18 protein-coding genes and 1 riboswitch are annotated in these 20,867 nt (G+C 40.3%); of the genes, 17 read left to right on the forward strand and 1 reads right to left on the reverse strand.

The window, feature by feature from the left end:
- Positions 1 to 183 precede the first annotated feature (183 nt).
- From ADH92_RS06275 to ADH92_RS06285, 3 genes are all read left to right on the forward strand, one after another.
- Positions 184 to 885 carry an MBL fold metallo-hydrolase gene (locus ADH92_RS06275; protein ID WP_049472484.1) on the forward strand — a complete coding sequence of 234 codons (702 nt, stop codon included), beginning with the start codon at positions 184 to 186 and terminating at the stop codon, positions 883 to 885.
- Positions 885 to 1,463, forward strand: coding sequence for a TetR/AcrR family transcriptional regulator (locus ADH92_RS06280; RefSeq protein ID WP_049472485.1), 579 nt, complete (start codon positions 885 to 887; stop codon positions 1,461 to 1,463). The genes ADH92_RS06275 and ADH92_RS06280 overlap by 1 nt, the downstream gene beginning before the upstream one ends.
- Before the next feature lie 190 nt (positions 1,464 to 1,653).
- Positions 1,654 to 2,304 (forward strand): DUF1803 domain-containing protein, encoded by a 651-nt coding sequence (locus ADH92_RS06285; RefSeq protein ID WP_049497816.1) that lies wholly within the window; start codon positions 1,654 to 1,656, stop codon positions 2,302 to 2,304.
- 38 nt (positions 2,305 to 2,342) lie between these two features.
- Here the strand turns inward: ADH92_RS06285 and ADH92_RS06290 are convergent, their stop codons facing one another.
- The gene (locus ADH92_RS06290) at positions 2,343 to 3,788 is read right to left on the reverse strand and encodes a UDP-N-acetylmuramoyl-L-alanyl-D-glutamate--L-lysine ligase (protein WP_049472487.1); all 1,446 of its coding nucleotides are present in this window, start codon (positions 3,786 to 3,788) and stop codon (positions 2,343 to 2,345) included.
- Between the two features lie 87 nt (positions 3,789 to 3,875).
- Between ADH92_RS06290 and ADH92_RS06295 the strand changes: the two genes are divergently transcribed.
- The 14 genes from ADH92_RS06295 (at position 3,876) to ADH92_RS06360 (ending at position 20,769) form a co-directional block, all read left to right on the forward strand.
- Entirely contained in the window at positions 3,876 to 5,504 is a 1,629-nt protein-coding gene (locus tag ADH92_RS06295; RefSeq protein WP_049497817.1) for a putative polysaccharide biosynthesis protein, read from the forward strand.
- Between the two features lie 407 nt (positions 5,505 to 5,911).
- Positions 5,912 to 7,009 carry a cystathionine gamma-synthase gene (locus ADH92_RS06300; protein ID WP_049497818.1) on the forward strand — a complete coding sequence of 366 codons (1,098 nt, stop codon included), beginning with the start codon at positions 5,912 to 5,914 and terminating at the stop codon, positions 7,007 to 7,009.
- Between the two features lies 1 nt (position 7,010).
- A complete protein-coding gene (locus ADH92_RS06305; protein WP_049497819.1) occupies positions 7,011 to 8,174 on the forward strand; it encodes a MalY/PatB family protein in 1,164 nt (387 codons plus the stop codon).
- Between the two features lie 35 nt (positions 8,175 to 8,209).
- A riboswitch (M-box (ykoK) riboswitch) is annotated at positions 8,210 to 8,367 on the forward strand.
- Between the two features lie 207 nt (positions 8,368 to 8,574).
- Positions 8,575 to 11,235: a magnesium-translocating P-type ATPase gene (gene mgtA, locus ADH92_RS06310; protein WP_049497820.1), complete on the forward strand. Its 2,661-nt coding sequence runs from the start codon at positions 8,575 to 8,577 to the stop codon at positions 11,233 to 11,235.
- A gap of 220 nt (positions 11,236 to 11,455) precedes the next feature.
- Positions 11,456 to 12,085, forward strand: a complete 630-nt coding sequence (upp, locus tag ADH92_RS06315) for a uracil phosphoribosyltransferase (protein WP_049491218.1) — start codon at positions 11,456 to 11,458, stop codon at positions 12,083 to 12,085.
- A 128-nt stretch (positions 12,086 to 12,213) separates the two neighbouring features.
- Positions 12,214 to 12,804 carry an ATP-dependent Clp protease proteolytic subunit ClpP gene (clpP, locus tag ADH92_RS06320; protein ID WP_021153673.1) on the forward strand — a complete coding sequence of 197 codons (591 nt, stop codon included), beginning with the start codon at positions 12,214 to 12,216 and terminating at the stop codon, positions 12,802 to 12,804.
- 277 nt (positions 12,805 to 13,081) lie between these two features.
- Positions 13,082 to 13,360, forward strand: coding sequence for a DUF2129 domain-containing protein (locus ADH92_RS06325; protein WP_003013098.1), 279 nt, complete (start codon positions 13,082 to 13,084; stop codon positions 13,358 to 13,360).
- Positions 13,361 to 13,468: 108 nt separating this feature from the next.
- Positions 13,469 to 14,626, forward strand: coding sequence for an ABC transporter substrate-binding protein (locus tag ADH92_RS06330; RefSeq protein WP_023918808.1), 1,158 nt, complete (start codon positions 13,469 to 13,471; stop codon positions 14,624 to 14,626).
- 81 nt (positions 14,627 to 14,707) lie between these two features.
- Positions 14,708 to 15,577, forward strand: coding sequence for a branched-chain amino acid ABC transporter permease (locus ADH92_RS06335; RefSeq protein WP_021153669.1), 870 nt, complete (start codon positions 14,708 to 14,710; stop codon positions 15,575 to 15,577).
- 3 nt (positions 15,578 to 15,580) lie between these two features.
- Positions 15,581 to 16,528 (forward strand): branched-chain amino acid ABC transporter permease, encoded by a 948-nt coding sequence (locus ADH92_RS06340; protein ID WP_003008278.1) that lies wholly within the window; start codon positions 15,581 to 15,583, stop codon positions 16,526 to 16,528.
- Complete coding sequence (locus ADH92_RS06345) at positions 16,528 to 17,292, forward strand: ABC transporter ATP-binding protein (RefSeq protein WP_003005595.1); 765 nt, start codon at positions 16,528 to 16,530, stop codon at positions 17,290 to 17,292. Before ADH92_RS06340 ends, ADH92_RS06345 begins: the two co-directional genes overlap by 1 nt.
- Positions 17,292 to 18,002, forward strand: coding sequence for an ABC transporter ATP-binding protein (locus tag ADH92_RS06350; RefSeq protein WP_003005434.1), 711 nt, complete (start codon positions 17,292 to 17,294; stop codon positions 18,000 to 18,002). The genes ADH92_RS06345 and ADH92_RS06350 overlap by 1 nt, the downstream gene beginning before the upstream one ends.
- A 442-nt stretch (positions 18,003 to 18,444) precedes the next feature.
- On the forward strand, positions 18,445 to 19,311 hold the full coding sequence (locus ADH92_RS06355) for an Rgg/GadR/MutR family transcriptional regulator (protein WP_049497821.1): 867 nt from the start codon (positions 18,445 to 18,447) through the stop codon (positions 19,309 to 19,311).
- A 213-nt stretch (positions 19,312 to 19,524) separates the two neighbouring features.
- The gene (locus ADH92_RS06360) at positions 19,525 to 20,769 is read left to right on the forward strand and encodes an MFS transporter (RefSeq protein ID WP_049497822.1); all 1,245 of its coding nucleotides are present in this window, start codon (positions 19,525 to 19,527) and stop codon (positions 20,767 to 20,769) included.
- Positions 20,770 to 20,867 lie beyond the last annotated feature (98 nt).

Genomic DNA, 20,867 nt, shown 5'->3' on the forward strand with positions numbered 1-20,867 from the left:
AGTCTCGATATATTATTTCCTGATTTTAAAAATATGTTCTACCTTAGAATACAACTTGTAAAAGTTGTATTTTTTATTTTAATATCCTCTGGATGTTTCTTGTATAGACAGATAAAATATGATATACTGCAGCAAAAACTAACCACTGGTTAGTTTTTCTGGAAATTAAAGGAGGAAGTAAATATGTCTTTCTTGTATCGTTTATTAACACGTACAAAACAAATCAGTCCACATATAAATAAGTTTGAGTTCGAATTGGGCATTTTTGTTGTCAGCATATGGCTAGTTGAATCATCTGGTCGCTTTTATGTGATTGATACGGGAATGCGAGGAATGGAGAAGTACGCTGCCCAGTTTTTACTCCCACAAAAAATTGAAGCAATTTTTCTGACCCATGGACATCCAGATCATATCAAAGGTTTGCTCTATCTTAGACAGCACTTTGGGAACATCCCGACTTTAATCAGTGAGAAGGAATTCCCCTATATTTCAGGCAAAGAACCTTTTCCTAATAGAAAAGAGACGGAAAAAGTGATTTTTGATCCGGCTACTTTTATAACTGTTGAAAGTCAAGAAGGTCAAGACTTGATAAGTAGTGCAGGACTAAAACCCCTATTTTCTCCTGGGCATTCCCCTGGTCATGTTGTTTATTACCATGAAGAGGATCAAGTTTTAATCGCTGGAGATCTTTTCACAGCTACGAGAGGTGGAAAGTTGCGTCCACCAATGAAAGGATATACAGCAGATATGAGACAAGCTTTAGCTAGTGGTGAAAGAATTCTCAATAGTTATCCGCAGGCACTTGTTAGTGTTTGTCATGGTAGTGAGGTAAAAGATGCAGTACGAGATTTTGAGGCATTGAATGGGTTTAAAGGGAGTTTGTAATGGCAAAGGATACAAGGTCCAGAATTATCAGAGTAGCAGAGGAAATTTTCCGAAAAGAACCTTACCAGAAGGTGGGAATTAGGCAGATTGCTCAAGCTGCAGGATGTTCACATACAGCTATTTATCAGTATTTTAAAAAGAAAGAGGATATTTTATATGCAGTAGCGGAAAAACCGTTAACTCATCTCTATCATACTTGCTTAGAAATCAGCCATTCCAAGCAGACTGATAAAGAACGTCTGCTCCAAATCTGTCAAACATATGTGGATTTTGGGTTTAGAGAACGAAGTTTTTATGAATTATTGATTTTTTACCGTGGAGAGCATGAAGATCCAGGCGATTGTTCGCAACCGTTGATGCAATTGAGAATGAAAAGTTATCGTTTATTGGAAGAAGCTATTGATGTCTTTTTACCGAAAGACTTATCTGATGCAGAAGTGCTAAATATTCGTAGTGGAATCTTTATTTTTTTACATGGCCTAGTGAGTATCTACAGTAGGGACAATGAAGAATGTCCAGAACGCATTAAGCAACTACTGACTGATTTTATTTCTTTTAAAATAATAGAAATGAAATGAGTTGGAATAACTTATGGGGCTTCTACAGTAAACTTGGATTGAAAAAACTAAGTTCTTTTATTGCCTTATTTTCCCCTCTTGCCTGCCTATCTATAAATTGAAGATTTTGTCCTTTGGTATTGATTTCGCTTAAACTAATTTTTATGTTACAATAAGAACGAACCGATAAAACAGTAAACGAGACCTATTCATGATTACAATCATTAATCCCATACGTTTGACACGTCAGCCATTTTTCAAGGACTTGATCAACTATTTGGATCAGCACGACGATGTGATCCTGCGGCAAATCAAGGCCCAATTTCCAGATCAACCAGTGGATAAGCTGATGGAGGAGTATATCAAAGCGGGCTTGATCCTTCGAGAAAATAAACGCTACACCCTCAACCTGCCTTTCTTAGAGTCAGCTGATCTTATTGACTTGGATCAAGAGGTCTTTGTCCGAGAGGACAGTGCAGTTTATCAAGAATTAAAAGCCAAGGTCTTCCAAACGGAACTCCGCAATACTACCAATGAAGCGATTCTCATAGAGGAGACGGACTTTGCGCGAAATGCACAGACCCTTTCCAATTACTTCTACAAGGTGAAACACCAATATCCATTGACAGAGGAGCAAGAGAAGCTCTATGTCATTTTAGGCGATGTCAATCCCGAGTATGCTCTCAAGTATATGACTAGCTTTTTGCTCAAGTTCCTCAAGAAAGAAGAAGTCCAGCAAAAGCGCAAGGACATCTTTGTCGATAGTTTAGAAGTCTTAGGTTATATCCGCAAAAATGATGAAGGCAAATATGAATTAGCAGTGGACTTGGATAAGGAAAGACTGATGTTTATCAAACAATAGAAAGAGGCTAGGAAAACTTCCTAGCCTTGTTTTTTTGATTATAGATAACGTTCAGCGATGGCGGCGTCACCTGGATACTCTTCTTTTACGCCGTTGACAATTTGGTAGCAGTCCGCTCCTTTTCCGGCGATAATGACGGCATCTTCAGGCTTGCTGGTTGTTGCCATAGCCAGTTGAATGGCTTGCTCTCGATCTGCGATTTTCTCAACAGGGCGCGTGATGAAGCTGCTAATCTCTTCAGCGATAGCCAAAGGATCTTCATAGTTGGGATCATCAGCTGTGAGGAAGACTTGGATCTCAGGATGCTCTTCTAAGAGTAAGCCAAAGTCCTTGCGGCGGCTCTCTCCCTTATTACCAGTTGATCCAAGTACCAGTGAAATGGTCCCTGTTTGATGGGTTTCGACAACTGAGAGCAGTTTTTTCAAGCTATCTCCATTATGGGCGTAGTCGATGAAGACCTTAGCGCCATTTTTCTGAGTCAAGACTTCCATTCGGCCAGGAACACGCGTCTTAGCAATTCCCTCTTTGATGTCTTCAAGACTCGCACCTAGACGAAGGCAGGCAAGACCTGCAGCCACAGCATTTTCTTGGTTGAAATGTCCAATCAGTTGGATTTCATAGTTTCCAGCTAATTTACCAGTGGCTGAGAAGCTGAAGGCCTTAGAGTTTTCAATTTGATTCTCAGACTGGCTTCCATAAAAATCGTGGTCTTGGTTCGCGACTTGGTCCGCTAAAACTTGGAAATGATCCATATCACTATTGATGACAACGGCTTGGCTGTTCTTCATGAGGAGACGTTTGTGGTAGAAATAATCCTCAAAAGTTGGGTGTTCAATCGGTCCAATATGGTCAGGACTGATGTTGAGAAAAACACCAACGTCAAAGGTCAGACCGTAAACTCGTTTTACCAGATAAGCTTGACTGGAAACTTCCATAATGAGGTGGGTCCGATCATTGGCTACTGCCTCAGCCATCATGGCAAAAAGATCCAAGCTCTCTGGAGTTGTCAGGGTCGATTTAAAGAAGTTTTTACCATCCAGCGTCGTATTCATAGTCGACAGCATAGCTGGTCGGTGACTTTGTTCCAAAATATGGTAAGCAAAATAGGCCGCGGTTGTCTTTCCCTTAGTCCCTGTGAAGGCCAATAGTTTTAATTGTTTCTCAGGGTGCCCATAAAACTCCATGGCAATTAAGCTCATGGCCTGTTTGATATTATTGACGAGGATGGCAGGAATACCAACTTCATAATCTTTTTCAGAGACATAAAAGCCGAGTCCATTAGAAATAGCCTGTTCCAGGTATTCTTTTTTGAAACTCGCCCCTTTAACAAAAAAGAGGGTACTAGCAGAAACCTTACGGCTATCATAGCTAATGGCATCAAAACTTGTTCCTTCTAGATGGTAGTAGTATTCACCATTTACTAGAACTTCTCGGAAATTTTGGTCATGTTTTAAAATGTTGAGGGTTTGTTCAATTGTAATCATAAAACTATTGTAAACCTAAAGTCCCTATTTTACAAGTGTCATGGAAAAGTTTATAATGAAGAGAAGAAGAAACGAAAGAGGACACCAATGAGTCACGAACAAAATGACCAGCAAGCCCAGATGCTACGCGGGACTGCCTGGATGACAGCCAGCAACTTTATCAGCCGTTTGCTAGGAGCTGCTTATATTATTCCTTGGTATATTTGGATGGGAAAATATGGGCCACAAGCCAACGGTCTTTTTACAATGGGTTACAATATCTATGCTTGGTTTCTCTTGATTTCGACAGCCGGAGTACCCGTAGCTGTTGCCAAGCAAGTAGCCAAATACAATACCCGGGACCAAGCCGATCATAGTTTTGCTTTGATTCGAGGCTTCTTGAAATTTATGGGAATTCTAGGCCTTGGATTTGCCATTCTCATGTATCTTTTGTCTCCTGTTTTTGCGAGTCTTTCAGGTGGGGGAAAAGAGTTGATTCCGATCATGCAGAGCCTTTCTTGGGCTGTCTTGATCTTTCCTTCCATGAGTGTCATTCGAGGATTTTTCCAAGGTTTTAACAACATGAAGCCTTACGCCATTAGCCAGATTGCAGAACAAGTGATCCGGGTCATCTGGATGTTGCTCACGACCTTCTTCATCATGAAGATTGGCTCAGGAGACTATGTGCAGGCTGTGACGCAGTCGACCTTTGCTGCCTTTATTGGTATGGGAGCGAGCCTTCTGGTGCTCTTTTATTACCTTGCAAAGACAGGCTTACTCTCTTCTATTTTTAGAAAGCAAGAGGGAAGTGAAGGAATTGACACTCGGGCTCTCTTGATCGATACGATTCGGGAGGCTATTCCTTTTATCATTACTGGTTCTGCGATTCAGCTCTTCCAAATTGTTGACCAGATGACCTTTATCAATGTCATGTCTTGGTTCACAGATTATAGTCAAAAGCAGCTCTTGGTCATGTTTAGTTATTTCTCTGCTAATCCAAACAAAATCACCATGATCTTGATTGCGGTAGCGACTTCGATTGGGGGAGTTGGGATTCCTCTGTTGACAGAGAATTATGTGAAGGGGGACCTAAAAGCAGCTGGGAAGCTCGTACAGGATAACTTGACCATGTTGCTAGCTTTCTTGCTTCCAGCCACCTTTGGTGCAGTAGCAGTCGCAAAACCACTTTATACGGTTTTCTATGGGCAACCGGATGGCTTGGCCTTAGGACTCTTCATCGTAGCGATGTTGCAGACCGTAATTCTCGGTCTTTACACGGTCTTATCGCCAATGATTCAAGCCCTCTTTCAAAATCGCAAGGCCATTCGCTACTTCCTTTATGGTGTAGTGGTGAAATTGGTCCTACAAATTCCATTTATTTTGGTCTTTCGTTCTTATGGGCCGCTTTTGTCAACGACTATTGCGTTAATGGTCCCAATCGTTCTCATGTATCGGGAGATCCAAACCATTACTCAGTTTAATCGAACCATCATCTTCAAGCGGACCTTACTTGGTTCTATCCTGACTGTGGTGATGCTACTTGGAGTCTTGATCGCAGGCTTGATTTTGGGCTGGATTTTCCCACCAAATGGCCGTGTATCGAGCATGATTTATATCATCGTCATTGGCGGATTAGGAGTTGTTATCTATGGAGCCTTAGGATTATGGCTACGGTATTTTGACCGCTTTATCGGAGGTCAAGCTGCACGTTTCAGACAAAAATTCCGCATCAAATAAATCAGAGGTTGGACATTTATGTCCAGTCTCTGATTGAGGACAAAGTTATCTTGAAAACTTTCCTTAAGTGAGTACGGACGTCAGCGAACTTCGAAGAAGTTCCATGACTTAGTTTTGAGCCTGAGGTCTCAAAACTCCCGAGTGCCTGAAACAATACAGTTTCAGGCACTTTTCTCACAGCGGAAAGTTTCAGTAGATGATTGAATAATTCTAACGAATAATTTTTTATAGAATTTATTCGATTTGTAAAGAAGAACTGTTTGTCTATACTCTCAGGCTGGACATTAGAGACCAGCCTTTTCTTATAGTTTGAAACTATAGCTAGGTCTTGAAAATGGGAAAACCGCTCTCCTCATAATAGTGATAAAATAGTAAGCAGTTAGATTGAATGTTTATCGGAGGGCAATATGAGTAAAAAACGCAATATCAATACTATCTTGGCACAGGCAGGAATCAAGTCGGATCAAGCAACGGGAGCTTTGACGACTCCTTTGCATTTCTCTACGACTTACCAGCACCCAGAATTTGGTCAGTCTACAGGTTTTGACTATACCCGCACGAAAAATCCAACACGCGCAACAGCTGAGAAGACTTTGGCAGCTATCGAAAGTGCAGACTATGCTTTGGCGACAAGCTCTGGAATGTCAGCCATCGTGCTTGCTTTTAGCATTTTCCCAGTTGGTTCAAAAGTCTTGGCCGTTCGTGACCTTTATGGAGGTTCTTTCCGTTGGTTTAACCAACAAGAGCAAGAGGGTCGTTTCTCTTTCACCTATGCCAATACAGAAGAAGAACTGATCCACCATCTAGATAATGATCCGGTGGATGTCCTCTATATTGAAACACCAACAAATCCATTGATGTTGGAATTTGATATTGCTCATTTAGCTAAATTGGCCCATGCAAAAGGTGCCAAAGTCGTGGTGGACAATACCTTCTATAGCCCGATCTATCAACGCCCAATTGAAGAGGGAGCTGATATTGTCCTACATTCAGCAACCAAGTACCTAGCTGGTCACAACGATGTCTTGGCTGGTGTTGTCGTGACAAATGATGCGGACTTGTATGACAAACTCTTTTACAACTTGAACACGACAGGTGCTGTTCTTTCCCCATTTGACAGCTATCTGCTGATCCGTGGTCTCAAGACGCTCTCTATCCGGATGGAGCGCTCTACAGAGAATGCTCGCAAGGTGGTCGAGTTTTTGAAAACCTCCCCTCAGGTCAAAGAAGTCCTCTACACTGGAAAAGGTGGAATGGTCTCCTTTAAAATTCAAGATGAGAAAAAAATTCCTAACTTGTTGAATTCCCTTCAAGTCTTTACCTTTGCAGAAAGTCTTGGTGGAGTTGAAAGTTTGATCACTTATCCTACCACTCAAACTCATGCGGACATTCCTGCAGAAGTTCGCCATTCATATGGTTTGACAGATGATCTTCTTCGGTTGTCCATCGGAATCGAAGATGCGGATGATTTGATTGAAGATTTGAAACAAGCATTGGAGGCTTAAGATGACCAAATATGATTTCACGACTTTACCGAATCGCTTGACCCACCATACCTACAAGTGGAAAGAAACTGAGACAGATCCAGAAATCATTCCAGCTTGGATCGCGGACATGGATTTTAATGTCATTCCAGAAGTACGAGAAGCTGTTATCGGCTATGCAGACCAAATGGTCTATGGCTATACCTATGCATCAGATAGCCTTTACCAGTCTATCCTTGATTGGGAAAAAGAAGAGCATGGCTATTCCTTTGAAAAGGAAGCTGTCGTCTTTATCGAAGGTGTTGTTCCAGCCATTTCAACAGCCATTCAAGCCTTTACTAAGGAAGGGGATGCTGTCTTAATCAATACGCCGGTCTATCCTCCATTTGCCAGAAGTGTCAAGCTCAATCGTCGAAAATTGATCGAAAATTCATTAGTTGAAAAGGATGGTCTTTTCCAAATTGATTTTGATCAGCTGGAAAAAGACATTGTGGAGCAAGAGGTGAAACTCTATGTTTTGTGTAATCCGCACAATCCTGGAGGCCGTGTATGGGATCGTGAAGTCTTGGAAAAAATCGGCCACCTCTGTCAAAAACATGGTGTCCTTCTCGTTTCAGATGAGATCCACCAAGATTTGGCCTTGTTTGGCCACCGTCATACCAGCTTTAATACGGTTGATCCAAGTTTTAAAGATTTCAGCCTGATCTTAACTAGTGCAACCAAGACTTTCAATATTGCAGGAACAAAAAATTCCTATGTGGTCATTGAAAATCCAAAGCTTCGTACGGCTTTTAAACAACGGCAATTGGCCAATAACCAACATGAAATCTCAGGATTGGGCTATATTGCAACAGAAGCGGCTTATCGCCATGGTAAACCTTGGTTGACGGAACTCAAGCAAGTCTTTGAAAAACACATCGACTATGTGGTAGATGAATTGCATGAAAAGACCAAAATCCGTGTCATGAAACCCCAAGGAACCTATCTTCTTTGGTTGGACTTTTCCGCCTATCCTTATAGCGATGATGAGCTGCATGCTAAAATCCATGACCAAGCCAAATTGATTTTGAACCGTGGAACAGATTTCGGAAAAGAAGGAACCTTACATGCCCGCCTCAATGTAGCAGCTCCCTTCACCCTCATTGAAGAAATTACCAAACGTTTGGTGGAAACTTTTCACAAATAAGTGTTGACTTTCTGTAAGTGAAGGAGTACAATAAACTCGAAATACGGTAGGTGAGGCTACCACAAGGATACGGATGACTACCGCAAAGCAGTGGAGACACTACTCGTTGGTTAACAGTCCTGATCGCAAAGGTCAAGACTAAGCTCATTTCATTGCCTTGCGGAGCTAAAGCTTGGACGGTCAGTTTTTTGAGAGTTTTGATTGAAAAATTAATGACGAGTTTCATGAGTCCTACCGATCGAGGGTAGGACTCTTTTTTATGCCTTACCAAGAAAAGAGAAAGGAGAGAGCTATGATACAAATTGACGATCATCCCGAACCGCACCGAACCAGCCAATCGCTGATTTGTGTCGTAGGGACTCCAAAAGTGATTGGCTCCTGATTGAAAAAGGAGATACCAATGCAAACAAATAAAGAAAGACTCATTGCTGCTCTTCAAGAACCACTTGAAAGCACCTTTGCCAACTACAAAACCAGTGCCCTTGGTTTAGTTGACGATCAAGTAGAAGAAAACCGCGATATTTATGGCGAAAATGTCATCACAAAAGGTCAAGAAGATTCTATGATCAAAAAGATCTATGAATCGATCATCAATCCTTTTACAGTGATTCTGTTGGTCATTGCGCTGGTTTCCTTCATCACCAATGTCTGGCTAGCAAAACCAGGTGAACAGGATCCAACGACCTCCATCATTATTGTGACCTTGGTCTTGATCTCTGGTGGTATCCGCTTCATTCAAGAATTGCGGAGCGACAAAGCAGCTAGCAACTTATCACGTATGATTGTCAATACAGCGACCGTTCTGCGTGATGGATCGGAACAAGAAATTCCGATCGATGAAATCGTCGTAGGAGATGTGATCAAACTAAGTGCCGGCGATATGATTCCAGCTGATGTGGTCTTGATTGATTCCCGTGACTTCTTTGTCCAACAATCTGGCCTCACAGGGGAAAGTGATGCTGTTGAAAAGGTTTGTCTTAGAAAAGCTGACAGTCAAAATCTAGATAGTCTCTTGGAGAGTGAAAGCTTGGCCTTCATGGGGACCAATGTCATCTCCGGACGGGCGACAGCCTTGGTCTTGGTCGTGGGGGATGAAACCATGATGGGCGCTATTGAGCAAACCATCAACACCTATGACGAACCAACCTCATTTGAGAGAGAAATGAATACCATCTCTTGGCTCTTGATTCGGCTCATGTTAGTGATGGTGCCCGTTGTCTTTGTGATCAATGGCCTCACAGATGGTGACTGGTTAGAAGCGGGTGTCTTTGCCCTCAGCGTTGGGGTTGGTTTGACTCCGGAAATGCTGCCGATGATTATTACAGCGAGTCTTGCTAAGGGTTCCATCATTATGGCAAAAGAAAAAGTTGTTATCAAAAAACTCAATGCCATCCAAGACCTTGGGGCTATTGATATTTTGTGTACTGATAAGACAGGTACCTTGACCCAAGATGAAATCGTTTTGGAGTATCCGCTTGATATCCATGGCGAATTGGATCTATCAGTCCTTCGCCGAGCTTACTTGAATTCCTATTTCCAAACCGGGCTAAAAAATTTGATGGACCGGGCGATTATCAACCGAACCCATAAAGAAGCCAAGAAACATGAGATTGTTCGCGATCTAGATCAAACCTTCCATAAGATAGATGAATTGCCCTTTGATTTTGAACGTCGTCGCATGAGTGTCATTGTCAAAGACGAAGATGGTGTGGTTAGCATGGTGACCAAGGGGGCCTTGGAAGAAATGCTTTCTGTATCGACTTATGTTGAATACAAGGGTGATATCAAACGATTAACAGACGAGGTCCGTCAAGAGGTCCTCGCTGAGGTCGCTCAATTAAATGAACAAGGTCTTCGTGTTTTGGGAGTCAGCTACAAAACCGACTTGGACGAAAATGAAATCTTTAGTGTCGAAGATGAAGGAGACATGATCCTAACCGGTTACCTGGCCTTTCTTGATCCACCAAAACCTTCTGCAGCTCCAGCGATCAAAGCTCTTGCAGAATATGGGGTTACCACTAAGATCTTAACTGGCGACAATGATAAGGTCACCCAAGCTGTCTGTGAAAAAGTAGGACTAGATGTCGAGCGGATTCTTTTGGGAAGCGAAATCGATACGATGACAGACCAAGAGTTAGCGCAAGTTGTGGAAACAACAACAGTATTTGCCAAATTATCGCCCGATCAAAAAGCCCGGATCATTCTTAGCCTTAAGAAAAATGGCCACAAGGTGGGGTACATGGGAGATGGGATTAACGATGCTCCATCCATGAAGGTGTCAGATGTTGGGATCTCTGTGGATACTGCTGTTGATATTGCCAAAGAAACGGCAGATGTCATCCTTCTGGATAAGGACTTGATGGTCCTTGAAAAAGGTTTGGTTGAAGGCCGCAAGGTCTATGCCAATATGACCAAGTACATCAAGATGACGGTCTCTTCTAACTTCGGGAATATCTTTTCTCTTCTCTTTGCCAGCATCTTTTTACCCTTCCTTCCAATGGCGCCAGTTCATTTGATTGTGCTCAATCTTATCTATGATCTTTCCTGTATCGCCCTTCCTTTTGACAATGTCGATAAGGATTTCCTTAAGAAACCTCGTATCTGGGAAGCAAATTCCATCATGCGCTTCATGGCCTGGATCGGTCCAATTTCATCTGTATTTGACATTATTACCTACATGCTTCTTTACTTCCTTGTTGTCCCAATGATTTTAGGTCATGGGTACAACCATGGAGCAGTAGATGCAGCAACCTTTATCATGGTTTTCCAAACCGGATGGTTTATCGAATCCATGTGGTCTCAAACGATGGTTATTCATATGTTGCGTTCACCAAAACTGCCATTTATCCAAAGTCGTCCAGCCTTCTCAGTCGTGGTGACGACCCTAGTAGCAGCCTTCTTTGTAACCTCCCTTCCATATAGTCCTTTGGCTTCTATCTTGAAGTTGAGCCAACTAAATGGATTGTACTTTGTTCTATTGTTTGCGATTATCGTCTTCTATATGCTGAGTGTGACGGTTGTCAAACGTATCTATATTAAGAAATACAAAGAATGGTTGTAATTTATTTGTAGAAAGAGTGAGTCCGAACTTAAAAAATTAAGTGTAAGGGCTCTCTTTTTTTGGTGAAATTTGGTATAATAAGAAGAATGTAAAGTTGGAAATGAAGATTTCCATGTGCTGTGAGTATCAAAGAGGGACTGAAAGAAAGAGTAGAGCTTGACTCCACTTTTATCATGGCTCTTTTTTGAATAATAACAGCTTAGAAAGAAGGATCTCAAAAATGGGAAAACTAGAAGTTATTACACATCCACTAATTCAACACAAATTGTCTATTCTTCGTCGTACAGATACCTCTACGAAGGCCTTTCGTGAATTGGTAAATGAGATTGCTATGTTGATGGGCTACGAAGTGTTGCGTGAATTGCCTCTTGAGGATGTTGAAATTGAAACTCCTATTACCAAAACCGTTCAAAAGCAAATCGCAGGGAAGAAATTGGCTATTGTCCCCATTCTTCGTGCAGGGATTGGGATGGTTGATGGTCTCTTGAGTTTGGTACCAGCTGCTAAAGTTGGCCATATCGGGATGTACCGTGATGAAGAAACCTTGAAACCAGTTGAATACTTGGTAAAATTGCCAGAAGATATTGATCAACGTCGTATCTTTGTAGTAGACCCGATGCTTGCTACGGGTGGATCCGCTATTCTAGCGATTGATTCCTTGAAAAAACGTGGCGCTAGCCATATTAAATTTGTCTGCCTAGTATCAGCGCCAGAAGGGGTGAAAGCACTTCAAGAAGCTCACCCAGATGTTGATATCTTTACAGCAGCCCTCGATGATCATTTGAATGAACATGGCTACATTGTTCCTGGTCTTGGAGATGCAGGTGACCGTTTATTCGGTACCAAATAAGAAGCCATTCATGATTCGTCCGAAAGGTGCTTAAGATTTGACCTTTTTTGACCATTGGTTTATAATAGCACATATACTTTGAACCTCACGAATCGTGAGAATGAATGGATACTAAAGGAGAAGAATAGATGATTCCAGTAGTTATTGAACAAACCAGTCGTGGAGAACGTTCTTACGATATTTATTCCCGTCTGTTGAAAGATCGAATTATCATGGTAACAGGACCAGTTGAGGACCAAATGGCTAACTCCATTATCGCTCAATTGCTCTTCTTGGATGCCCAAGATAATACAAAAGATATCTATATGTATATCAATACACCAGGTGGCTCTGTCTCTGCAGGTCTCGCCATCGTAGATACCATGAACTTTATCAAGTCAGATGTCCAAACCATTGTTATGGGGATGGCCGCTTCTATGGGAACTATTATCGCTTCAAGCGGTGCGAAGGGCAAACGCTTCATGTTGCCAAACGCTGAGTACATGATTCACCAACCAATGGGTGGTACTGGTGGTGGTACCCAACAAACCGATATGGCGATTGCAGCAGAACACTTGCTCAAAACACGGAATAACTTGGAAAAAATCCTTGCGGAAAATTCAGGTCAATCCATTGAAAAAGTGCATGCTGATGCTGAACGTGACAATTGGATGAGTGCGCAAGAAACACTTGAATATGGCTTTATTGATGAAATCATGGCCAATAATAAATTGGGCTAAACCATTCTATGGGAAGGTCCGTCAAGAGGCTGGGACAAAAGTCCTAGCCTCTCAATTATTTTTGGATTGTCGAGCAAAACGCAGTGGTTGAGTGGGTTCTACTACGCTGATTTCATCAGCTTTTACAGCCCTACTCAACTGTGCGGAGGTGGGACGACGAAATCGAATTCTAACGAATTACCGATTTCTGTCCCACTCTCTTTTTTGCTCTCATAAAAGAGTAGTTCTTTTTTTTGAAATTTGATATACTAGTAACAGAACGAGAAAGGGATTGACCATGTTTGAGAAACAAGAAAGAACAGGCTTAATTGTTAAATTGTATTACAATCGAGACGGGAAAAAATTACAATCAGTCGGAGATGTCTTGTACCATTCTAAGAAATGCCGTTATGTCCAATTGTATGTGGACAGTGACAAGGCCGATCAAGTCATGGAAGACTTAAAGAAAGAACGTTATGTCAAAAAGGTCTTGCCTTGCCATCTCAAAGATTTAGATACAGATTTTGTAGGAAGTTTACAACGATTGGAGACCCCATCTGTGGTCACAGAAGGTTAGAAAACGCAATCATTTGATGGATTGCGTTTTTTTTATTGACAATTGTCAGATAATTCGGTATATTCTTAATGTATTTATTTTAAGATTCATTTAAGGAGATCATTACAAATGAAGAAAAAATTTGCTCTTTCATTTTTAACCATTGCAAGTGTCGCTCTTCTTGCTGCTTGTGGTGAAGTTTCTACTTCAGGTTCAAACACAACTGGTAACGAAATCGGCAAAGAACTAAAAGTCGGTTTTAACTTTGAAAAAACTGGTGAAGTAGCAGCCTACGGTAGCGCTGAACAAAAAGGTGCTCAATTGGCCGTTGATGAAATCAACGCTAAGGGTGGAGCTGACGGTAAGAAGATTGTTGTCACAGATAAAGATAACAAATCTGAAACAGCTGAAGCAGCTACAGTCACAACAAACCTTGTAACCCAATCAAAAGTGAACGCTCTTGTAGGACCTGCAACTTCAGGTGCTACTGCAGCAGCCGTTGCCAATGCTGGTAAAGCAGGTGTTCCATTGGTTACACCATCTGCAACTCAAGATGATTTGACAAAAGGTCAAGATTACCTCTTCCGTGCAACCTTCATCGATAGCTTCCAAGGAAAAATCATTGCTAAATACACAACTGATAACTTGAAAGCGAAGAAAGTCGTTCTTTACTACGATAACTCATCTGACTATGCGAAAGGGATTGCTGAAGCCTTCAAGAAATCTTATAAAGGTGAAATCGTAGCAACAGAAACATTCCAATCTAAGGATACAGACTTCCAAGCTGCCCTTACAAAAATCAAAGATAAAGACTTCGATGCGATTGTTCTTCCAGGTTACTACACAGAAACTGGTAAGATCGTAAACCAAGCGCGTGGTATGGGAATCAAACAACCAATCATTGGTGGGGATGGATTTAGCGATGCTAAATTTGTTGAACAAGCAACACCTGCTGCAGCTACAGATATCTACTACGTAGCTGGATTCTCTACTGAAGGTGAAATGACTGATAAAGCCAAGAAATTCGTAGAAGCATACAAAGCGAAATACAATGAAGAACCTTCAATGTTCGCAGCTTTGGCTTATGATTCAGTTTACATGGTTGCAGAAGCATCTAAAGGTGCTAAGAACTCTGTCGAATTGAAAGATAACCTTGCGAAGTTGAAAGACTTGGAAGGTGTGACTGGTACAATGTCAATTGACAAGAACCACAACCCGGTTAAATCAGCTCTTATGATTGGCTTGAAAGATGGTAAAGTCAAATCAGTTGAGTCTGTTAAACCATAATTATCATTTGTTGTTTGTACAAGAGGCTGGGAGAATGAAAATTCCTGGCCTCGCTCTTTATTGTTAGAAAGGATGGTTCAAATGCTCCAGCAATTAGTGAACGGTCTAATCTTGGGAAGTGTCTATGCACTCTTGGCCCTTGGTTATACCATGGTGTATGGAATTATCAAATTGATCAACTTTGCCCATGGGGATATCTACATGGTAGGTGCCTTTATGGGATATTTCTTATTGAACTCGTGGAAAGTGAACTTCTTTGTCGCTTTGCTCCTAGCCATGGTTGGGACAGCTATTTTAGGGGTTGTGATTGAATACCTGGCTTATCGTCCGCTTCGTCATTCGACTCGGATTGCAGCCTTGATCACAGCCATCGGGGTTTCCTTCTTGCTCGAATATGGGATGGTCTTCTTCGTCGGTGCCAATACCCGTTCCTTCCCGCAAGTCATTAAAACGGTTCGTTACAACTTCGGTCCTATTTCAATCTCCAATATTCAGTTGATGATCTTGGGAGTGTCTGTTTTCTTGATGGTCGCTCTTCAATTTATTATTCAAAAGACAAAGATGGGGAAAGCTATGCGGGCTGTATCTGTCGATAGTGATGCCGCTCAATTGATGGGGATTAACGTAAACCGTACGATCAGCTTTACCTTTGCTTTGGGATCAGCCTTGGCAGGTGCTGGTGGTGTTTTGATTGGTTTGTATTACAACTCGATCGAGCCTTTGATGGGGATGACACCAGGGATCAAAGCCTTTGTCGCAGCCGTTCTTGGAGGAATCGGAATCATTCCAGGTGCTGCCCTAGGTGGATTTGTCATCGGTTTGTTGGAAACATTCGCTACAGCGATCGGTCTTTCAGACTTCCGTGATGCCATTGTGTATGCCATCTTGATTGTGATCTTGCTCATTCGTCCAGCAGGAATCCTCGGTAAAAATGTGAAAGAGAAGGTGTAAGCCATGAAACAAAATTTAAAAGTGAATTTAGTCTGGCTTGGTCTTTTGGTCGCAGGTTTTGCCTTGATCCAAGTCTTGGTTGCAGCGGGTGTGCTCAACCTCTTCTATATCCAAATTTTAGAACAAATCGGAATTAATATTATCCTTGCAGTTGGCTTGAACCTCATTGTTGGTTTCTCAGGTCAATTCTCACTCGGTCATGCCGGATTTATGGCGATTGGTGCCTACTCTGCAGCTATTCTCGGTTCCAAATCACCAACCTATGGTGCTTTCTTTGGTGCGATGGTTTTAGGTGCGTTGATTGCTGGTGTCGTTGCCTTGATCGTTGGGGTTCCAACCCTTCGGTTGAAAGGGGACTACCTCGCGATTGCGACACTTGGGGTTTCTGAAATCATCCGGATCTTGATCGTCAATGGTGGTACTCTAACAAATGGTGCTGCTGGGATCCTTGGTTTGCCTGCCTTTACAACTTGGCAATTGGTTTACCTCTTTGTTGTCATTACAACGATCTTTACGATTAACTTCTTACGCAGTCCAATTGGACGCTCTACCCTTTCTGTTCGTGAAGATGAAATCGCAGCAGAATCTGTTGGGATCAATACGACCAAAGTCAAAGTCATTGCCTTTGTATTTGGTGCGATCACAGCGGCGATTGCTGGATCTCTCCAAGCCGGCTTTATCGGCTCTGTTGTTCCTAAAGATTACTCTTTCACCAATACTATTAATGTCTTGATCATTGTCGTGTTTGGTGGTTTGGGATCCATGTCAGGAACAGTTGTAGCAGCCATCGTCTTGGGGATCTTGAACATGGTGCTTCAAGACTTCTCAAGTGTACGTATGATCATTTACTCATTGGCTTTGATTCTCGTGATGATCTTCCGTCCAGGTGGTCTTCTTGGAACATGGGAATTCAGCTTGAAAAAACTACTCTCAAAAAAGGAGGCTAACTAATGGCACTTCTTGAAGTAAAAAATTTAACAAAAAACTTTGGTGGTTTGACAGCCGTTGGGGATGTGACCATGGAACTCAATGAAGGGGAATTGGTTGGGTTGATCGGACCCAACGGTGCCGGGAAAACAACCCTCTTCAACCTCCTAACAGGGGTATATGAACCAAGTGAAGGGACCATTACCTTAGATGGTCAGCTACTAAATGGTAAAGCACCTTATAAAATCGCTGCTGGTGGTCTGGGACGGACTTTCCAAAATATTCGTCTCTTTAAAGATTTGAGCGTTTTGGACAATGTCTTGATTGCCTTTGCCAATCACCACAAGCCACATGTCTTTGCGAGTCTTTTCCGCTTGCCAAGCTATTACAAGAATGAAGAAGCTTTGAAAGCGAAAGCCCTTGAATTGTTAGCGATTTTTGGTTTGGAAAAAGAAGCAGATACCTTGGCCAAAAATTTAGCTTACGGACAACAACGTCACTTGGAGATCGTTCGTGCCCTTGCGACAGAGCCAAAAATCCTCTTCTTGGATGAACCTGCTGCAGGGATGAACCCTCAAGAAACAGCAGAATTAACCCAATTGATCCGTCGCATTCAAAAAGAATTTAATATTACGATCATGCTGATCGAGCACGATATGAGTTTGGTTATGGAAGTAACGGAACGGATTTATGTATTGGAATATGGTCGCTTGATTGCCCATGGTACGCCAGATGAAATCAAGACCAACAAACGCGTAATCGAAGCCTATCTAGGAGGTGAAGCCTAATGTCTATGTTAAAAGTTGAAAATCTTTCTGTACACTATGGCATGATCCAGGCTGTCCGTGATGTCAGTTTCGAGGTCAATGAAGGAGAAGTTGTTTCTCTTATCGGTGCTAACGGTGCTGGGAAAACATCTATTCTTCGTACCATTTCCGGTTTGGTGCGTCCAAGTGCTGGGAAAATCGAATTTTTGGGTCAGGAGATTCAAAAGGTTCCGGCTCAAAAGATTGTAGCAGCAGGACTTTCTCAAGTTCCAGAAGGCCGCCACGTCTTTCCGGGCTTAACTGTTATGGAAAACTTGGAGATGGGAGCTTTCTTGAAGAAAGATCGAGAAGAAAATCAAGCTAACTTGAAGAAAGTCTTCTCCCGTTTCCCACGTTTGGAAGAACGGAAGAACCAAGATGCAGCAACCCTATCTGGTGGGGAACAACAAATGCTAGCAATGGGTCGTGCCCTTATGTCAACGCCAAAACTCTTGCTTCTGGATGAACCTTCTATGGGATTGGCTCCAATCTTTATCCAAGAAATCTTTGATATCATCCAAGATATCCAAAAACAAGGAACAACTGTTCTCTTGATCGAGCAAAATGCCAATAAGGCTCTTGCTATCGCAGACCGCGGTTATGTTTTGGAAACAGGGAAAGTCGTTCTTACCGGAACAGGAAAAGAACTCTTAGCCTCAGAAGAAGTCCGCAAGGCCTACCTTGGTGGATAAGATTTATAAAGTATGTTAGAAAAGAAAGGTAGCTAAACCTTTCTTCGAATTGATGACAAAGAAAATTTAGAAACTTTCCTTAGGTGAGTGCGGACGTCAGCGAACTTCTACGAAGTTCCATGACTTAGTTTTGAGCCTAAGGTCTCAAAACTCCCGAGTGCTTGAAACAGTCTTGTTTCAAGCACTTTTCTCACGGCGGAAAGTTTCATTATACTCCCAAATGATTCAAAAAATAGTATAATTTCTATTATGAAGAAACATTAATCTCATTTTATAGGAAAAACAGTTTGAATATGTTCGAAAGAAAGGTCCTGAAGACCTTTCTTTTTTCATTTTTACTGGCTAAGATTTTTTCTTAGTAAAATAATTTAAAATATATAATTTCCTTTATTAATTTGGTAAAATAAACGTAATTACTAATGACTGAAATGGATTATAAGTTATGCATATAGATCGAAAAATTCAATTGGGTGAATTATATAAGGAACTAAGAATTGCCAGAGGCTTAAAACAAAAGGATGTTGCTAGAAAAGGATTAAGCATAGCACAATTGTCTAAATTTGAAAATGGGCAAACGATGTTAAGTGCTGATAAATTATTAATAGCGATAGAATCAATCCACATGACTTTTGAAGAGTTTGGCCATAAATTAAATAATTATGAATTACCTAAAGATATTATTTTAGGTAAGAAGATATCCACTTTATTTTTGAAACAGGATATTAAAGGATTAGAGTATCTATTAACTGAAGTATTACAGAGTGAAGAGACGGATCAATATCAAAGAATTCAGTCATTTATTATTGAGAATGCGATTCATTCATTAGATCAAAACTATGAAATAAATATAGAAGATAGAAAAGTATTGGTAGATTATCTATTTTCAATTGAATCTTGGACATGGTTTGAATTATATGTATTTGGAAATACAATGACTTTAATTTCAGATGAAGATCTATTATTTTTTGGAGAACAGCTTGCGGAAAGGACTAAAGACTATAATTTTCTTAAACACAATTTAAGTTCTTTAAAATTAACGTACATAAATTTAATTGGCGAATTAATTTTAAGAAAAATTGATACTCAAGTTCCATTGTTTATACTCGAGCTAGAAAAGCTTCTTTTTCCATATGATATGCTAGAAATCATGTTGTTAAAATTTTTAAAATTAGTAAATGGTTACTTAAAGTCAAAAAATTCTAAAAAGGAAATTAAACAATTTATAGAGTCTCTTCGAGTTGTTGGTGATAGTCAACTGATTAATATTTTAGAGGTAAAATTGGACCAGTTTGGGATACATATAAATTAGGCAAAAGATCAGATGTATGAGACAGGATATTTCATATTTGAAACTCTGTTAAATATTTAAAATTTAGTAGTAAACTATATTTAGATATAACAATTAAATACTTCGATATTTTGTTAATTCATATAAAAGAAAAAGTAATTCTGAAAAACTTAAAAATATTTTTTATTTGAATGAAGTTATGTCTATCAAGTTTCTACTAGAAAGGTATAGTAGATGAAAGTTTTTTTAAGAAATATTTTTTTTAGGAATCTGGTCTTGTCTAGTTTCTTCGATGATTTAGGATCAACTATTTATAATCTTGTTTTTGTAGTATTTGCAGCAAGTATGGCGAATAGTAAATTGGCGGTTGGTGTAGCAAGTTTTATACAATATATTCCAACGATTTGTTCTCTTTTTATTGCAATGCAGGCTGATAAAACAAAGAATAAGAAATTGTGGTTGCTATTATTAGGATATATACAAGCAGTATTATTTATTATGGTTGCGTTCTTATCGAAAGAAAATTCATGGCTAGTTTTCTCGATTGTATGTTTCATAAACATCCTATCAGATTGTATTGCAGAGTACAGAAGAGGCCTAGTATTACCTATGTTTCAGTCACACATTCCCGAAGAAGACCTGATGGAAGCGTACTCTTTTGATCAAGTAATTAGTCAAATAACTTTGATTTCTGGTCAAACTTTGGGAGTTTGGTTACTAACGATTTCTCATAATAATTTCTTCTTTTTAGCTACGATAAATGCTATTAGTTTCTTATTATCATCGGTGGTATTGCTCAAAATCCAAAGACAATTGACACATCCAGAAGTTAATTATTCACCAGAAAATGGGTTTATCTCACAACTTAAGAACCTTTACAAAAATAGTAAAAGTATATTTAAATATCAAGAGAAAGTACGTTTTGGTCTAATGATTTTTTCAATTTTAGGATTAAATTCGCTAGGCAGTGCTATTTTAATAATGTACAATTTGAAATTTACAGAAATAACTCCTTTTGGTTTATCTTTTGCTCAGTCGGTGTTTTTACTTCAAACAATATTATTTGTTTCAGCCCTAATTGGTGGAATGACCCCTAATGATTATTTTTCTAAACTTTCACTTATTAAAATACTTCAAATAGATAGTGGATTATTAATAGTAATAGGAATATGTGGTTGGATAAATGGTTTGGAAATTATTTCCTTTAGTGTGTTGGCATTCATGATGTATCTTAGTAGTAAGGTAAATCCCAAATTAAATAGTCTCTTAATGGCAAAACTTCCACCGGATATTCTTGCACAAACTAGTAGTTTTTTTAAGGTTATATCAGTATTATCAATGCCAATAGCAACCATTTTATTTACAAGTTTATCTATGTGGAGCTCTCAGTTTGCCTGGGGTATATTCTTATTATTATCCATTGTGGTATTTGTACTTTCCTTATTTTCTAATAAATCGGTTGCTAGTGACTATGATTAGTTTGCAAGATTTAAATGTTGAATAAAAAGGTACGTGTGTTTGATTTTTCTAAATTTTGAAAACAAGAGAAAACTGCTGAAAGCGTTTGAAATCATTCT

The sequence above is a fragment of the Streptococcus parasanguinis genome, assembly GCF_001073155.1.
GTDB classification, from domain to species: Bacteria; Bacillota; Bacilli; order Lactobacillales; family Streptococcaceae; genus Streptococcus; species Streptococcus parasanguinis_D.